Here is a 12,937-nt window from a genome sequence, read left to right as displayed (position 1 = left end):
TGCCGGTCCGTCAACTCTTGATCTGGTCCCAAAAGAGAGCAAGGTGCCGGCTGACAATCTCGTTGTAGCGGTCGCTTTGCTTGAGTTTCGCGAGCCCCGCGTTGAAACGATACAGATGCGCTGTTCCCCGCCAGTGCTTCTTGGAAATCAACACATGCAACCCCTCGATCGACACGGGCCGGGACAAAGGTGCCACCTTGTCCGTCAGCCCCATCTCGAACATCTTTTGCACGCCAAGAAATTCATTCAAGGCCACGGCGTCCACGTCACCCGCCACAAGCATCTTGAAGCAATCGTCAGGTGTGGCGGGTTGCGCCAGCGTGACCAACCCATCGCTCAGCCAACGGCGGTCGGCGCGATCCAGATCATGGGTAAAATACCCGGCAGGCCGACACAGGGTTTTCCCGTGCAAGTCCGTGTCCTGCGCAAACGTGAACCGGTCCTCGGCTCGAGCAAACAGCAGGATCACAAGATCGACAAGCGGTTCGGAGAAATGGAAATTGGCGCAGCGTTCGTTTGACGGATTGCCCGCGCAGTCCGGTTTGAACCACGGGAACCCCATGTCAAACTCCTTGCTGTCGAGCATTGGAAAGAGATGCTTGGACCAGTCATTTTCCCATTCGATGGAATAAGTCAGCGGGTTCGGCGTGGTTTCAAACGCAGCGTTGACCAATTCGGTCAGCATCCCCTGCCCCGGCCAATCCAGATCGGTGAATGGCGCATAGTTCGAGGCGGTAACCAGCTTGATCTCGGCTTCGACCTCTTGCTGCAAGGGTTTGGGGTCCGCCTGCACTGTCGGTGTTGGTGCTTGGGGTTGTGCAACCACATCCCGGCACGGAATGGACAACACGGTGCCCGCAGGCAGGTCCAGCAGGCTGCCCCCCTGAATGTCGGGATTGTTGTAGAAAATCAAAGACCAGCGCGACAGATCACCAAGCTGGTCTTCGGCAATGGAAAAAAGCGTATCGCCCGGCGCAACAACCAGTGAGGACTGGCAGGCCATGGCCGCCGAACCAAACCCAAAAGCCGCAGCAGTGGAGAGACCGAGACGACGTAACATCAGAAATCTGCCCAGATCTTTGACATGTGTCGGTCGATCACCTGCTGGTATTCACCAGAAAGTTTGATGGCGTCCAAGCCACCGTTGATGGTGGACAAGAGCGCGTCAGCATTAGGGTGATCCTTGTGCACAAGGACGTGCAACCCTTCGATAGACACCGGGCGGCCCTGCACCACTTCGACCTGATCCTTGAGACCCAGATCCTTGATCGCGGCGCGGCCCGTGAATTCGTTCATCGCAACGGCGTCCACCTCACCTGCGACCAGCATGTCAAAACATCCCTTCACGGTCTGAGGCTGCTTCAAAGTGATTTTGCCATCGGTGATCCAACGCCGGTCAGCGCGGTCGAGATCATGGGTGAAATACCCTGCCGGACGGCAAAGTGTGCGCCCCTCGATATCGCTGTCCTGCGCAAAGGGGATGGGCCGGGTTTTGTCCACAAAGAGCAGGATCAGCATCTCGAACATCGGGTCCGAGAAGTGGAAATTCGTACAGCGGTAATTGTCCGGGGAGCCTGCGCAATCGGGTTTGTACCAGGGAAAAGCCATGTCCATCATGGCGTTGGTCATCAGCGGATCGAGGTGCGATGACCAGTCGTTAACCCAATGCACACGGTAGTTGTCATTCGATTGTGAGCTGCGCATCGCCGTGTGGACGACATCCGTAATGAGCCCTTCGTTTTCCAGGGCTTGGTCGGTGAAAGGGGCAAAGTCACCAGCCGTGACGATATTGATCGACTGTTCGAGTTTGCGCCGTGTCGGGGTCGACGCCGTCTGCGCGACCGGGGCGGTGGCAGTCGTTGCACCGGCAAGTCCGACCGGCAGACCGTCGATACAGCCCAGCCGCAGCTCCATCCCAACCAGTAGGGCATTGGGGTTCTCGCCGATGACGGACAGGTTGTTGCGGTGCACCTCTGTCCACTTGGTCGCGTTTTTGTATTGCTGTTCGGCGATCACGGACAGGCTGTCGCCCCGTTCCACCGTGTAGATCCCGCCGCATGCCTGTGCCGCAACCGTCGTGCCCGACGCTGCCAATGCCAGCGCCGCCGCCCCCAAGAATCGTTTCATTGCCTGTTCCCCCAGGTGTATTGGAGCGCAAAATCCCTTATTTTGCTGGGCTACGTCAACTCACAAACCAGATATTGGGGCAAAGTATACAGGTTGACACATATTGCATCGCACCCACTGCATCAAGGGTAGGCGATTCCGCGGAAGGGTGGGAAATCGGCATAGCGGCGCTGTCTTTGCCTCAGTGGCTCGGCAGGGTCGTCACCACGCCGCACGAGCAGACCCTTGGGCGCTATGTAGCTGCCGATCATGCGTTGTGGTGTTGGGCGCCAATCAAGGTTGAAGGCGCAGAGTTTTGGAAAGAACCACATGCCGGAATAGGGCAAATGGTCGTGGATCCACCATGCCAGATCGCGCCAGTCGCGACCCTGTTCGTATTGGTCGGTGAACCATGGGATCGCCAGTGATGTGCCCGCGATGGCCGCATCCCCCTGCCCCCAATCCCAGACGTGACATTCAATGGGATTGTCATTGCGGGCGCAGTTCAGCTTGTTTTCATTGCCGTACTGGTTGAGTTCAGGCGAGCGGTAGCCGGAGCGGATGGCGAGACGGCCAAAGGTCTCTTCCAGCGGGTCAAGCAATTCGGTGCTGAGCTGTTTGCCGTTGGCGATGGCAAGGTCCGGGTCGCGGGGCAGGTTCTGAATTTGGTGATAGTTACCAATCTCTGAATAGAGGAAATCGCGCATGTAGAAATGTTTCGAAAGCCGCACGCGGCCAAGGTTTTCAAGGCTCCACATGCTGCCGGGGCGGCGCATTCAAGCGGCCCCGTTCCATTGGAACTCGCCCTTTGGTCCAAGCGGGGAGAACGGGTTGTGGGCGATTTCCCAAATGTGCCCTTCGGGGTCTGCGAAATACCCGTGGTGACCGCCCCAGAACACGTCTTGGGCCGGTTTTAGGATGTTGGCCCCAACGGCCTCGGCCTGCGCGAGGAGCGTAGCGACATCGGACTTGTCCGGGACATTGTGCGCGAGGGTTATGGCCCCGCGCCCCAGTTGATCGATGGGCAGTCCGATCTCGTCCGCGAGGGCCTGCAGCGGGTAAAGCCCAAGCGTCTGCCCGATTAGGTCAAAGGCAATGACCCCATCGGGGCTGTCGACCCGTTGCCAGCCCAGTGCCACGTAGAACGCCGCCAGCTTTTCCATGTCGCGGGCTCCGAGCGTGATAAGCGAGACGCGTTGGTCCATATCAGTTCTCCAGAGTGACAATCCAGTCGAGCATACCCTGAACTGTCGCGTCTGTCTGGCCGGGAGACATGATGTTGCCCGAGATGACGTGGGATTCCGGGTCGTCCTGCGCACCCATGGTCGGGTTGACCGTCTGGGTGGGTGCGCCCCATGCTTGGACGACTTGGGCTGTCAGGTCCGGGCGTACGACTTCGTCGGCTTGCGCGTACCAGAAGAGCGCCGGGATCGTTTGGGCGCTATGGTCCATGTCGGCGACCGCGTCAATCAGGGCCGCCATCGGCATGACGGCGACGCTTGGATACTCGGTTGTCCAGTAGATGCCGTGTTCTTCGTTCCGGGGGGTGAAGCTGCGCCGGTCACCTGCCAGCCGGGGCAGCCAGTGGCGGGCGGCGGGCCAGCTGAGCAGTTTGGCGAGCGGGTTGCTGAGCCCGTAATTGGGTGAAACGAGGATGATGCCCGCAACGTTTTCCATGAGGTCTGCGTCTTGGGCCGTGGCGGTGACGAGTGTGGCCCCGGTGGAGGTGGAGAGGATCAGTACCTTGGTCCCAGCGGCGCGCGCGGCGGTCAGCCCTTCGAAGAGATCGTTGACCCAGCCCTGCACCGTGCCTTCGGCAAGTGCGTCGCTGCTGCGCCCGTGGCCTTGGAGCCGGGTGTAGATCAGGTTTGCGCCCAGCGCCGTGGCGATGCTGTCGGGGACGGGGCGGATTTCTTCGGAGGTGGCGGAGAAGCCGTGGACATAGAGGATCGACCAGTCGGTTTGAGTGCCTGTGTCGCCGGCCCAGACGATCCGCTTTTCCGTGCCGGGGGTGATATCGTCGAACCGGCTTTCGACGGTTGCGAAATGTGCGTCGAGGTCTTCGTTGATCTCGGTGATCGTGGGGGTCAGTGGCGCCTTTTCGTAGGGACCGAAGAGCCACAGGCCCGCGATTAGCAGGACGAGGATCAGGAGGATGCGGCCGAGCGCCTTGCCGAAGGTTTTCATGCGCGCTCCGGAATGTCAGTTATGGCATCTTCGATCAGGTCGAGGCAGGGGCCATCGGAAAAGCGGTGATCGGCGTCCTTGACCAATGTCAGCCGCATATCGGGGCTGTCGGCGTGGTTCAGGAGGCGGATGGCGGTTTCGGTGGTGACAGCGGTGTCGGCGGTGCCCTGGAGGCAGCGCACGGGGAACGGCAGCGGCAGCGGGTCGCGCAAAACGAGGTTGTTAAGCCCGTCTTCGATCAGGCGCTTGGTGATGATGTAAGGCTCCATGTAATCCGACGGCATAGCGATCTGGCCTTCGGCTTCCAGCGTTGCTTTTTGCGCGTCGGTGAAGGAGGCCCAATAGCCATCTTCGGTGAAGTCGGGGGCGGCAGCAATGGTCACCAGCCCGGCAATGCGATCCGGGTGCGCGCGCGCGTAGAGCAGCGATTGCCAGCCGCCCATGGAACTACCTACCACGATCAACTTGCCGTCGGTCAGGCTACTCAAAGCGTGGGCCGTGTCCTCTGCCCAGTCGCCGATGCAGCCTTCCTCGAAGGTGCCGGAACTTTCACCGTGGCCGGAATAATCGAACCGCAGAAACGCGCGGCCTTGGGCGCGGCACCAAGCTTCAAGGTGGATCGCCTTGGTCCCTTCCATGTCGGACTTCAAACCACCGAGGAACACAACCCATGGCCCTGTTCCTTCGCTTCGATGATAGGCGAGCCGCCGCCCTTGCGGCGTGTCGAGATAGTCTGGTCCGCTCATGTCCCCTCCCCTTCGTTTGGCGGATCATCTGCAAGCGCACCGCATCTGTCCATCCTGACGCTAGGGGATTTTTATACGTGACCATCTTGTCACGTGACTAAAGAATCACATATAGACACTGTATGGATGATCTGTTCAAAGCCTTGTCAGACCCCGCGCGCCGCACGCTGTTGGACAGCCTGCGGGATCGAGACGGTCAGACACTGCAGGATTTGCAGGGGCTGCTCGACATGACCCGGTTCGGCGTCATGAAGCATCTGGGTGTTCTGGAAGAGGCCGGACTGATCACCACGAAAAAGGTGGGGCGCTTCAAGCATCACTACCTCAACGCCCTGCCCCTGCAGGAAGCGATTGACCGTTGGATCGACCCTTACAGGGTGAAACCTGCGGCCCGAGCGGTACTCGACCTCAAATATCAGCTTGAAGACGAAGGAGACCCCGAGATGTCGAAACCCGATTTTGTGATGGAGACGTACATCAAGACCACGCAAGACCGTTTGTGGGATGTGCTGCTGGATGAAGATGCGATCCCGCATTACCACTTCATCTGCAGCAAGGCGACGCGCAACGGTGATGCCATCACCATGCACCTTCCCGATGGATCGCCCATGTTGACCAACCGGCTGCTGTCATCAGACCCCAAAAGCCGCCAGGAATGGACATTCGAGCCGCATTGGGACCCCACCGCCGACATTCCCGCAAGCCGCGTCATCTATCTGCTGCGAAACGAAGGGGAGTTCATCCGTCTGACCATCGAGCACTATGATCTGGGTGTACCTGCCGTGCCCGGCGAGGGTGTCGCGGATGGATGGGTGCGCTGGGCGGCGGGCCTGAAAACCTGGCTTGAGACAGGCGAGGATGCCCATATCGGCCCCATGGACGCGGCGGAGGCGTAAGACATGCCAACCGAGCTTACCATTCTGGGTGTTCTGGCCGTTTTGGCAGCGTCCCTGTGGATCCCGTACATCGTCGGGATCAACACCGCGCCCGAAGGGTCAATCCCGGCAGATGCGCCCGATGGCTTCATCATCCCACCGGATCCGAATGTACACCGTCCCTGGGTCCGCCGTGCGTACCGGGCGCATTTGAACCTGCTGGAACAATCAGTGCCTTTTGCCATTCTGGTGCTGCTGGTGGACCGGGCGAACGGATTTACTGCCATGACGCTTTGGGTCAGCGTCGCCTTTCTGCTGCTGCGCGTGGCTCATGCCGTGGGCTACATCACGGGCACCGCCCGTTTCCCAGCCCGACCGCTGATCTTTACCGGCGGTTGGGTGTGTTGCCTATTGATGGCCTGGGCATTTTTTGCCGCTTAATGCCGGTCCGCGCCCTTGACGGGCGCGGATTTGCCGGTTTCAGTGCTCCCATGATCAACCGCATTGCGCATCAGTATTACTATGGCACGCATTCCCTGCGTGCTTTTGGTGTGCCTGCTTAGACCACCCAAAGCCGCGTTCGAGCGGCTTTTCCCCTGCCTTCCCGAACGCGGCGCGTTTAACAAGAAGGAGGCAGAGATGCCCATCACCATACGAAAGATGACCGAGGACGACGTGCCGGAGGTCGTGACCATGATCAACGGCTTGGCCACGTGCCACGACGATGTGCCGGATATTGACGTGGAACGCTTGGCCCGCGACGCGCTGGGGTCCCATCCGTGGGCCACAGTTCTGGTGGCCGATGGCGGATCGCAGTTGTTGGGTTATGCCGCTCTTTTGCCCATGGCGCAGCTGCAATTCGGCGTGCGCGGGATGGACATGCACCACCTGTTTGTTTGCCGAGATGCACGGGGCAACGGTGTAGGCGCGGCGCTTGTGCGCGCCTGTCAAACGGAGGCGCGAGAGCAAGACTGCAGCTTCATGACCGTGGGCACGCATCCCGACAATCGCAAGGCCGGACGCTTCTATGAACGTGAGGGGTTTCTGCGCCGCAGTGGCACCGGCCCTCGTTTTAGCCTGCGGCTGGATCAGCCACCGACATAAGGCCCTTTGGCGGGGCGGTAGAATGTCTTTTGATTGTGCAACCGCCCCAGCAGATCGTGGATCTGGCGGACATTGTCATTGGCGGCCTTTTCGGCAAGGTCGTCATTGATAGAAGCGTTTTTGGACGCGCGCAGCGCATCCTCGATCAGGTCCAGGTCTTCAACGGACAACTCAAACGTCTTGTTGTACTTGGGCACTGCGCGTTCCTCTCGCGATCAGAAGTTTCCGATAGTGAACACCCTTGTAATTAAGGATTCGCGTCCGCGCGTCCAGTGCAAACCGTCGCAAATCGACAGTTTTTTGTCGCTTTTTCGGCATGCCTTTGTATGCCGGACAAATGGCGCCTCAAAATGTGGCGGCCCTTATGCCATGAACCTTGACGACATCGGCCCACCCTGTCACATCGCCTTATAACATAACCTAGCAACCGGGCGTTCCGTGGGCGCCAAACTGACGAGGATGCCGATATGGCCAAAGATCAGCACCAGATTTCCCTTACCTTTCCAGACGGCAATGCGCGTGCCTATGACGCAGGCGTAACCCCTGCCGCCGTGGCAGAGAGCATTTCCAAGAGCCTGTCCAAGAAAGCCATCAGTGCGACCGTCGATGGTCAACACTGGGACTTGCAATGGCCCATTGATGCCGATGCGCAGGTCGCCATCCACACCATGCAAGATGAGGTGCAGGCCAATGAGCTGGTCCGCCACGATCTGGCCCACATCATGGCGCGTGCCGTGCAGGAAGTCTGGCCCGACACCAAGGTCACCATCGGCCCGGTGATCGACAAGGGCTGGTACTATGACTTTGACCGGGAAGAGCCGTTCACCCCTGAGGACCTCGGCCTGATCGAAAAAAAGATGAAGGAGATCATCAACAAGCGTGATCCTGTCACCACTGAGGTGTGGGACCGTGATGTGGCGATCAAGTATTACGAGGACCGTGGGGAACCCTACAAGGTCGAGTTGATCGAAAGCATTCCGGGCGACGAGCCGCTGCGCATGTACTGGCATGGCGACTGGCAGGACCTGTGTCGCGGGCCGCATTTGCAGCATACCGGGCAGGTGCCGGGGGATTCGTTCAAGCTGATGTCCATCGCGGGTGCCTATTGGCGCGGCGACAGCAACCGGGCGATGTTGCAGCGCATCTATGGCGTGGCCTTTACCGGTAAGGAGAAGCTGCGCGCGCATCTGAACATGCTGGAAGAGGCCGCCAAGCGCGATCACCGCAAGCTGGGCCGCGAGATGGACCTGTTCCACATGCAGGAAGAGGCACCCGGCCAAGTTTTCTGGCACCCAAACGGCTGGACGATCTATACCGAGTTGCAGGACTACATGCGCCGCAAACAACGCGCTGGCGGCTATAAAGAGATCAACACGCCGCAGGTCGTTGACCGCAAGCTCTGGGAAGCTTCGGGGCACTGGGACAAGTACCAAGAGCACATGTTTATCGTCGAGGTCGAAGAGGAACATGCCAAGGAAAAGGCGGTCAACGCGCTTAAGCCAATGAACTGCCCATGCCATGTGCAGGTATTCAATCAGGGCCTGAAATCCTATCGTGACCTGCCGCTGCGGTTGGCCGAATTCGGATCATGTTCACGCTATGAACCTTCGGGTGCGCTGCATGGCATCATGCGCGTGCGCGGTTTCACGCAGGATGATGGCCACATCTTCTGCACCGAAGATCAGATCGAAGATGAATGCGCCAAGTTCATCAATTACCTCGCCGATGTCTATGCCGATCTGGGTTTCGAGAAGTTCGAGATCAAATTCGCCACACGCCCCGAAAAGCGCGTTGGCAGCGATGAAAGCTGGGATCACGTCGAAGGCGCGCTTGAAGGTGCGATCAAGGCGACCGGTCGCGAGTTCACGCTGGAGCCGGGCGACGGCGCTTTTTATGGCCCCAAGCTCGACTTCTATCTGACCGACGCCATTGGCAGGGTCTGGCAGTGCGGCACGTTCCAGGTCGACCCGAACTTGCCCGAGCGACTGGGGGCCACCTATATCGCCGCCGATGGCAGCAAGCAGCGCCCCTACATGCTGCACCGCGCCTGCCTTGGATCCTTCGAACGGTTCGTGGGCATCATGATCGAGGAACACGCGGGCAAGCTGCCCTTCTGGCTGGCCCCGCGCCAAGTCGTCGTTGCGTCGATCACGTCCGAGGCGGATGATTATGTGGCCGAGGTTGTCGAGACCCTGCAAGCGGCAGGCGTGCGGGCCGAAGCCGATATTCGCAACGAAAAGATCAACTACAAGGTCCGCGAACACTCTGTCGGCAAGGTGCCGGTCATTCTTGCTGTCGGTGCGCGCGAGGTCGAGGAAAAGACCGTGTCCGTAAGACGCCTAGGCGAGAAGCGGACAAGTGTGCATCCCCTGGCAGAGGTCGCGGCGCAACTTGGCGTCGATGCCACGCCACCGGACATGCGCTGACACCTGCGCCTGCAACATCTGCACACCGCATTGCAACAATTGGGCCGAAATCTGCGTGGATTTCGGCCCTTTTTCTAACAAGTGATAACGGCTCTGTGACACACCGGCTCGTGAGTGGTAACTTCCATCCAAGCCGACCTATGTAAGGCTCACGACCGTACTGTAACCGATATCCGAAAGGGACGTTGAAGATGTCGAAGACGATGAAATCCGTTGCGATTGTTGGCGCAGTTGCTGCCGCAATGACCGCACATTCCACAACCACTGCATCCGCTGCAGGCAAAGAGAAATGCTATGGCATTTCGCTGGCTGGCGAAAACGACTGTGCCGCAGGCGCTGGAACCACCTGCGCCGGCACGTCGACTGTAGATTACCAGGGCAACGCCTGGACACTTGTTGACGCAGGCACATGTGCCGAGATCGAACTGCCCGCACTGGCGGACGGCACACCGCGTCAAGGTTCGCTGGAAGAACTCAGCCGCGACCTGCCCGCATAAGGCGACGTCACACGCCTTCGCCGGACCTGAACAGGTCCGGCGCATCTGTTTCCAACGACGTTCTGGAGGCTCAGACATGCTGGATGCGACATTGACACCGCCTCGCCTGCCATCCGCCCCCGGCGTTGGCTACAAAGCCCAGCATTTCACCGAACTGCGCACCGCCCCCGGCCCCGTCAAGTGGCTCGAAGTGCACGCAGAAAACTACATGGGCGACGGTGGACGCCCACATGCTCAATTGCGCGCACTACGTGATGACTTTGCTATCTCTGTGCATGGCGTGGGTCTGTCGATCGGTGGCGAAGGCCACCTTGATCCGGATCACCTTGCCCGTTTGAAACATCTTGTCGGCTGGCTGGAACCCGCCAGCTTTTCCGAGCATCTGGCGTGGTCCACCCATGGTGCCGAGTTTCTGGATGACCTGCTGCCCCTGCCCTATACCGACGCGACCCTGACCCGCGTTGCGGATCACATCGACGAGGTGCAAAAGACACTGGGCCGCCGGATGCTGCTTGAGAACCCGTCGAGCTATCTGGCCTTTGCCGAAAGCACGTGGTCCGAGACGGATTTCCTTGCTGAACTGGTGCGCCGCACGGGCTGCGGGTTGCTGCTGGATGTGAACAACGTGTTCATCTCAGCCACCAACCTTGGCTACACGCCGCAGTCATATCTGGATGCCTATCCCCTGTCCGCCGTCGGTGAAATCCATATTGGCGGCCATGACGAAGATGAGGATGATCATGGCGCGCCACTGTTGATCGACAGTCATGGGCGCGAGGCCGCAGAGCCTGTTTGGGCCCTGCTGGATCATGCACTGGCAGGCACGGGCCCTGCCCCTGTTCTGGTTGAATGGGACAATGACGTGCCAGAATGGCCCATCCTGCGCGCCGAAGCTGATCGTGCCGCGGCCGCGCTGGCCACGATCAACGCCGGGTAGCGCCATGGCATCCTCGCAAACCGACTTTCGCGCGGCCATCCTTGATCCGGACCGTCCGGTGCCAGATGGCCTGACTGACGGAGATGGGCGCCCAACGACCCGCCGCTTTTCGGTGTATCGCAACAACGTGACGGTCGCCCTGATCGATGCAATGCGGACTGGTTTTCCGGTTCTGGTGAAGCTGTTGGGTGATCAGAATTTTGACCAACTGGCCCGGTTTTTTGCGCGCGCGCATCCGCCTGCGTCCCCGCTGATGATGCACTATGGAGATCTGTTGCCTGCGTTTCTCGACAGGTTCGAACCGCTGGCACATATCGGCTATCTTTCGGATGTCGCAAGATTGGAGTTGGCGGTGCGCCAATCCTATCACGCGGCGGACAGTACACCGCTGGACGCGGCCCGACTGGGGGCAATCGCCCCCGATGTCTTGATGCGCACCCGCCTTAGGCTGGCCCCAGCCGTGCAGGTGTTGTCGTCCCGCTGGCCGATCCTTGATATCTGGCGTTACAATATGGAAGACGGCGCGCAGAAGCCGCGCGGGATTGCCCAGTCTGTATTGGTGACCCGCACGGAATTCGACCCGGAACGCCATGCTATCTCGGACGCGCAATTCGCATGGCTGAGTGCCATCCGTGCAAATACCACATTGGAAGAGGCCGTAGATGCGGCCACGGAAATGGACCCCGAGTTTGACCTTGGCCCGTTGCTGACCCTTCTGATCCAGCACAACGCCCTTACTGACATGATCACCCCAAAGGAATGACCCAATGACCGCCCTTTCCCGTCTACATACTGCGATCTTTGGCCCGCTTGAACGCGCTGATTGGTTGCTGCCGACGTTGGCCCGTTTCCTGTTTGCCGCAGTGCTTGCGGTGTATTTCTGGGTCTCCGGGATGACAAAACTGGGCGACGGGTTCTTTGGCATCTTCCAGCCTTCGCTGGGCGCCTATGCACAGATCTTTCCCAAGGTAATGGAGAATGTGGGCTACGACGTGACCCAGCTGAGCCTGTATCACTGGGCTGTGGTCACGGCAGGCACGGTTGCAGAATTCGTATTGCCCTTGCTGATCATCGCGGGTTTGCTGACGCGCCTCGCGTCGCTTGGGATGATTGGCTTCATCGTGGTGCAATCGCTGACCGACCTGAATGGCCATGACAAATGGGGCGACGGGCTGGTTTTGGGGGCGTGGTTCGATGCGCCATCAAACAGCCTGATCATGGACCAGCGTTCATTGTGGGTGTTCCTGCTGCTGGTGCTGGTGGTCAAGGGGGCCGGGCCGCTGTCCTTTGACCGCGCCCTTGCCCCGAAACCTGCGCTTGCCGAAGCCTAGGCCACGCCGAGCGCCGCCTGCACATCTTTGGTCCATCCAAGGTGCAGAGTGTCGCCATCAGCGACCAACGGCCGTTTCATCAATGTGGGGTGTGCTCCAAGCAAGTCTTGCGGCGTTCCCTGACGCTCAGCCTCCGACAGGCCGCGCCATGTTGTGGACCGCGTATTCACCAGCTTGTCGCCAAACGTGGCAAGGGCCGCAGCCATCACATCTGCGGGCACGCCATCGGCCCGCACGTCAACAAAACGCGCCTCTGGAAGCGCCTTGATCGTCTTGCGACAGGTGTCGCATGTTTTCAATCCGTATATTTCCATATCCACCTCTGCCCTTTGCGTTGAATTAAGCGGCAACCCGCGCGGATTACACCCCTCAACCTTGAATTTCGCGCCATAAGTGCAATCTCATTAAGTGGCGGCAGCGTCTGGATATTGCTGGCGCGATGACGGCCCCTGGCACGATGTTCCGCGTTTGGGGGAGACTGCAAGGTAAAGGAGGCACGGGAACATGCCAACTGGCACCGTGAAGTGGTTCAACACCACGAAAGGCTACGGATTTATTGCTCCGGATGAGGGCGGCAAAGACGTTTTTGTACATATTTCAGCCGTCGAACGGTCCGGGCTTACCGGGCTGGCCGACAATCAAAAAGTCAGTTTTGAACTGCTGGAAGGCAGGGATGGGCGCCAGATGGCGGGCGAACTGAAACTGCTCTGACCCCCTGAGACAAGCGA

Annotated in this window: 17 protein-coding genes; 9 read left to right on the top strand and 8 right to left on the bottom strand. The window is 59.5% G+C overall.

The features are described from left to right. Window positions 1-10 precede the first annotated feature (10 nt). From AC53L6_RS15135 to AC53L6_RS15110, 6 genes are all read right to left on the bottom strand, one after another. The gene (locus tag AC53L6_RS15135; RefSeq protein ID WP_496908436.1) at window positions 11-1,060 is read right to left on the bottom strand and encodes a transporter substrate-binding domain-containing protein; all 1,050 of its coding nucleotides are present in this window, start codon (window positions 1,058-1,060) and stop codon (window positions 11-13) included. Next, window positions 1,060-2,127, bottom strand: coding sequence for a peptidoglycan-binding protein LysM (locus AC53L6_RS15130; RefSeq protein WP_496908435.1), 1,068 nt, complete (start codon window positions 2,125-2,127; stop codon window positions 1,060-1,062). The genes AC53L6_RS15135 and AC53L6_RS15130 overlap by 1 nt, the downstream gene beginning before the upstream one ends. Before the next feature lie 122 nt (window positions 2,128-2,249). After that, on the bottom strand, window positions 2,250-2,864 hold the full coding sequence (locus AC53L6_RS15125) for a hypothetical protein (protein WP_496908520.1): 615 nt from the start codon (window positions 2,862-2,864) through the stop codon (window positions 2,250-2,252). Window positions 2,865-2,882: 18 nt separating this feature from the next. Continuing rightward, a complete protein-coding gene (locus tag AC53L6_RS15120) occupies window positions 2,883-3,311 on the bottom strand; it encodes a VOC family protein (protein ID WP_496908434.1) in 429 nt (142 codons plus the stop codon). 1 nt (window position 3,312) lies between these two features. Continuing rightward, window positions 3,313-4,293: an alpha/beta hydrolase gene (locus tag AC53L6_RS15115; RefSeq protein ID WP_496908433.1), complete on the bottom strand. Its 981-nt coding sequence runs from the start codon at window positions 4,291-4,293 to the stop codon at window positions 3,313-3,315. Next, window positions 4,290-5,039, bottom strand: a complete 750-nt coding sequence (locus tag AC53L6_RS15110) for an alpha/beta fold hydrolase (RefSeq protein ID WP_496908432.1) — start codon at window positions 5,037-5,039, stop codon at window positions 4,290-4,292. The genes AC53L6_RS15115 and AC53L6_RS15110 overlap by 4 nt, the downstream gene beginning before the upstream one ends. Before the next feature lie 122 nt (window positions 5,040-5,161). On the opposite strand from AC53L6_RS15110, the gene AC53L6_RS15105 reads away from it, so the two are divergent. The 3 genes from AC53L6_RS15105 (at window position 5,162) to AC53L6_RS15095 (ending at window position 7,018) form a co-directional block, all read left to right on the top strand. Continuing rightward, window positions 5,162-5,935: an ArsR/SmtB family transcription factor gene (locus AC53L6_RS15105; RefSeq protein WP_299598536.1), complete on the top strand. Its 774-nt coding sequence runs from the start codon at window positions 5,162-5,164 to the stop codon at window positions 5,933-5,935. Window positions 5,936-5,938: 3 nt separating this feature from the next. After that, window positions 5,939-6,355 carry an MAPEG family protein gene (locus AC53L6_RS15100; RefSeq protein WP_496908431.1) on the top strand — a complete coding sequence of 139 codons (417 nt, stop codon included), beginning with the start codon at window positions 5,939-5,941 and terminating at the stop codon, window positions 6,353-6,355. A gap of 81 nt (window positions 6,356-6,436) precedes the next feature. Further along, window positions 6,437-7,018 carry a GNAT family N-acetyltransferase gene (locus AC53L6_RS15095; protein ID WP_496908430.1) on the top strand — a complete coding sequence of 194 codons (582 nt, stop codon included), beginning with the start codon at window positions 6,437-6,439 and terminating at the stop codon, window positions 7,016-7,018. Here AC53L6_RS15095 and AC53L6_RS15090 read toward each other — a convergent pair. Beyond that, window positions 7,003-7,215, bottom strand: coding sequence for a hypothetical protein (locus tag AC53L6_RS15090; protein ID WP_299598548.1), 213 nt, complete (start codon window positions 7,213-7,215; stop codon window positions 7,003-7,005). The two genes, AC53L6_RS15095 and AC53L6_RS15090, sit on opposite strands and share 16 nt — an antisense overlap. A gap of 270 nt (window positions 7,216-7,485) precedes the next feature. On the opposite strand from AC53L6_RS15090, the gene thrS reads away from it, so the two are divergent. From thrS to AC53L6_RS15065, 5 genes are all read left to right on the top strand, one after another. Beyond that, window positions 7,486-9,444 (top strand): threonine--tRNA ligase, encoded by a 1,959-nt coding sequence (gene thrS / locus AC53L6_RS15085; RefSeq protein WP_496908429.1) that lies wholly within the window; start codon window positions 7,486-7,488, stop codon window positions 9,442-9,444. A 191-nt stretch (window positions 9,445-9,635) separates the two neighbouring features. Continuing rightward, window positions 9,636-9,941, top strand: a complete 306-nt coding sequence (locus tag AC53L6_RS15080) for a BufA1 family periplasmic bufferin-type metallophore (protein ID WP_299207321.1) — start codon at window positions 9,636-9,638, stop codon at window positions 9,939-9,941. Window positions 9,942-10,017: 76 nt separating this feature from the next. Next, entirely contained in the window at window positions 10,018-10,878 is an 861-nt protein-coding gene (gene bufB / locus AC53L6_RS15075; protein WP_496908428.1) for an MNIO family bufferin maturase, read from the top strand. 4 nt (window positions 10,879-10,882) lie between these two features. Continuing rightward, on the top strand, window positions 10,883-11,641 hold the full coding sequence (locus tag AC53L6_RS15070) for an HvfC/BufC N-terminal domain-containing protein (protein ID WP_496908427.1): 759 nt from the start codon (window positions 10,883-10,885) through the stop codon (window positions 11,639-11,641). Window positions 11,642-11,645: 4 nt separating this feature from the next. Then, window positions 11,646-12,209, top strand: coding sequence for a DoxX family protein (locus AC53L6_RS15065; protein ID WP_299698996.1), 564 nt, complete (start codon window positions 11,646-11,648; stop codon window positions 12,207-12,209). Here AC53L6_RS15065 and AC53L6_RS15060 read toward each other — a convergent pair. Beyond that, on the bottom strand, window positions 12,206-12,523 hold the full coding sequence (locus AC53L6_RS15060; protein WP_496908426.1) for an arsenate reductase family protein: 318 nt from the start codon (window positions 12,521-12,523) through the stop codon (window positions 12,206-12,208). The genes AC53L6_RS15065 and AC53L6_RS15060 overlap by 4 nt on opposite strands. Before the next feature lie 190 nt (window positions 12,524-12,713). Here AC53L6_RS15060 and AC53L6_RS15055 point away from each other — a divergent pair, with 190 nt between their 5' ends. Beyond that, complete coding sequence (locus AC53L6_RS15055; protein ID WP_039682550.1) at window positions 12,714-12,920, top strand: cold-shock protein; 207 nt, start codon at window positions 12,714-12,716, stop codon at window positions 12,918-12,920. Window positions 12,921-12,937: the final 17 nt, after the last annotated feature.

Source organism: Tateyamaria sp. LSS28 (assembly GCF_059611725.1).
Note: the sequence above shows the minus strand (reverse complement) of the source record. Positions and strands in the feature narration are given on the sequence as shown.

Bases quoted from the DNA above. Each gene is read 5' to 3' on its own strand.
- thrS (WP_496908429.1), top strand. From the start codon at position 7,486: ATGGCCAAAGATCAGCACCAGATTTCCCTTACCTTTCCAGACGGCAAT.
- AC53L6_RS15115 (WP_496908433.1), bottom strand. From the start codon at position 4,293: ATGAAAACCTTCGGCAAGGCGCTCGGCCGCATCCTCCTGATCCTCGTC.
- AC53L6_RS15130 (WP_496908435.1), bottom strand. From the start codon at position 2,127: ATGAAACGATTCTTGGGGGCGGCGGCGCTGGCATTGGCAGCGTCGGGC.
- AC53L6_RS15055 (WP_039682550.1), top strand. From the start codon at position 12,714: ATGCCAACTGGCACCGTGAAGTGGTTCAACACCACGAAAGGCTACGGA.
- AC53L6_RS15125 (WP_496908520.1), bottom strand. From the start codon at position 2,864: ATGTGGAGCCTTGAAAACCTTGGCCGCGTGCGGCTTTCGAAACATTTC.
- AC53L6_RS15135 (WP_496908436.1), bottom strand. From the start codon at position 1,060: ATGTTACGTCGTCTCGGTCTCTCCACTGCTGCGGCTTTTGGGTTTGGT.
- AC53L6_RS15110 (WP_496908432.1), bottom strand. From the start codon at position 5,039: ATGAGCGGACCAGACTATCTCGACACGCCGCAAGGGCGGCGGCTCGCC.
- AC53L6_RS15065 (WP_299698996.1), top strand. From the start codon at position 11,646: ATGACCGCCCTTTCCCGTCTACATACTGCGATCTTTGGCCCGCTTGAA.
- AC53L6_RS15080 (WP_299207321.1), top strand. From the start codon at position 9,636: ATGTCGAAGACGATGAAATCCGTTGCGATTGTTGGCGCAGTTGCTGCC.
- bufB (WP_496908428.1), top strand. From the start codon at position 10,018: ATGCTGGATGCGACATTGACACCGCCTCGCCTGCCATCCGCCCCCGGC.
- AC53L6_RS15060 (WP_496908426.1), bottom strand. From the start codon at position 12,523: ATGGAAATATACGGATTGAAAACATGCGACACCTGTCGCAAGACGATC.
- AC53L6_RS15100 (WP_496908431.1), top strand. From the start codon at position 5,939: ATGCCAACCGAGCTTACCATTCTGGGTGTTCTGGCCGTTTTGGCAGCG.
- AC53L6_RS15095 (WP_496908430.1), top strand. From the start codon at position 6,437: ATGGCACGCATTCCCTGCGTGCTTTTGGTGTGCCTGCTTAGACCACCC.
- AC53L6_RS15105 (WP_299598536.1), top strand. From the start codon at position 5,162: ATGGATGATCTGTTCAAAGCCTTGTCAGACCCCGCGCGCCGCACGCTG.
- AC53L6_RS15070 (WP_496908427.1), top strand. From the start codon at position 10,883: ATGGCATCCTCGCAAACCGACTTTCGCGCGGCCATCCTTGATCCGGAC.
- AC53L6_RS15120 (WP_496908434.1), bottom strand. From the start codon at position 3,311: ATGGACCAACGCGTCTCGCTTATCACGCTCGGAGCCCGCGACATGGAA.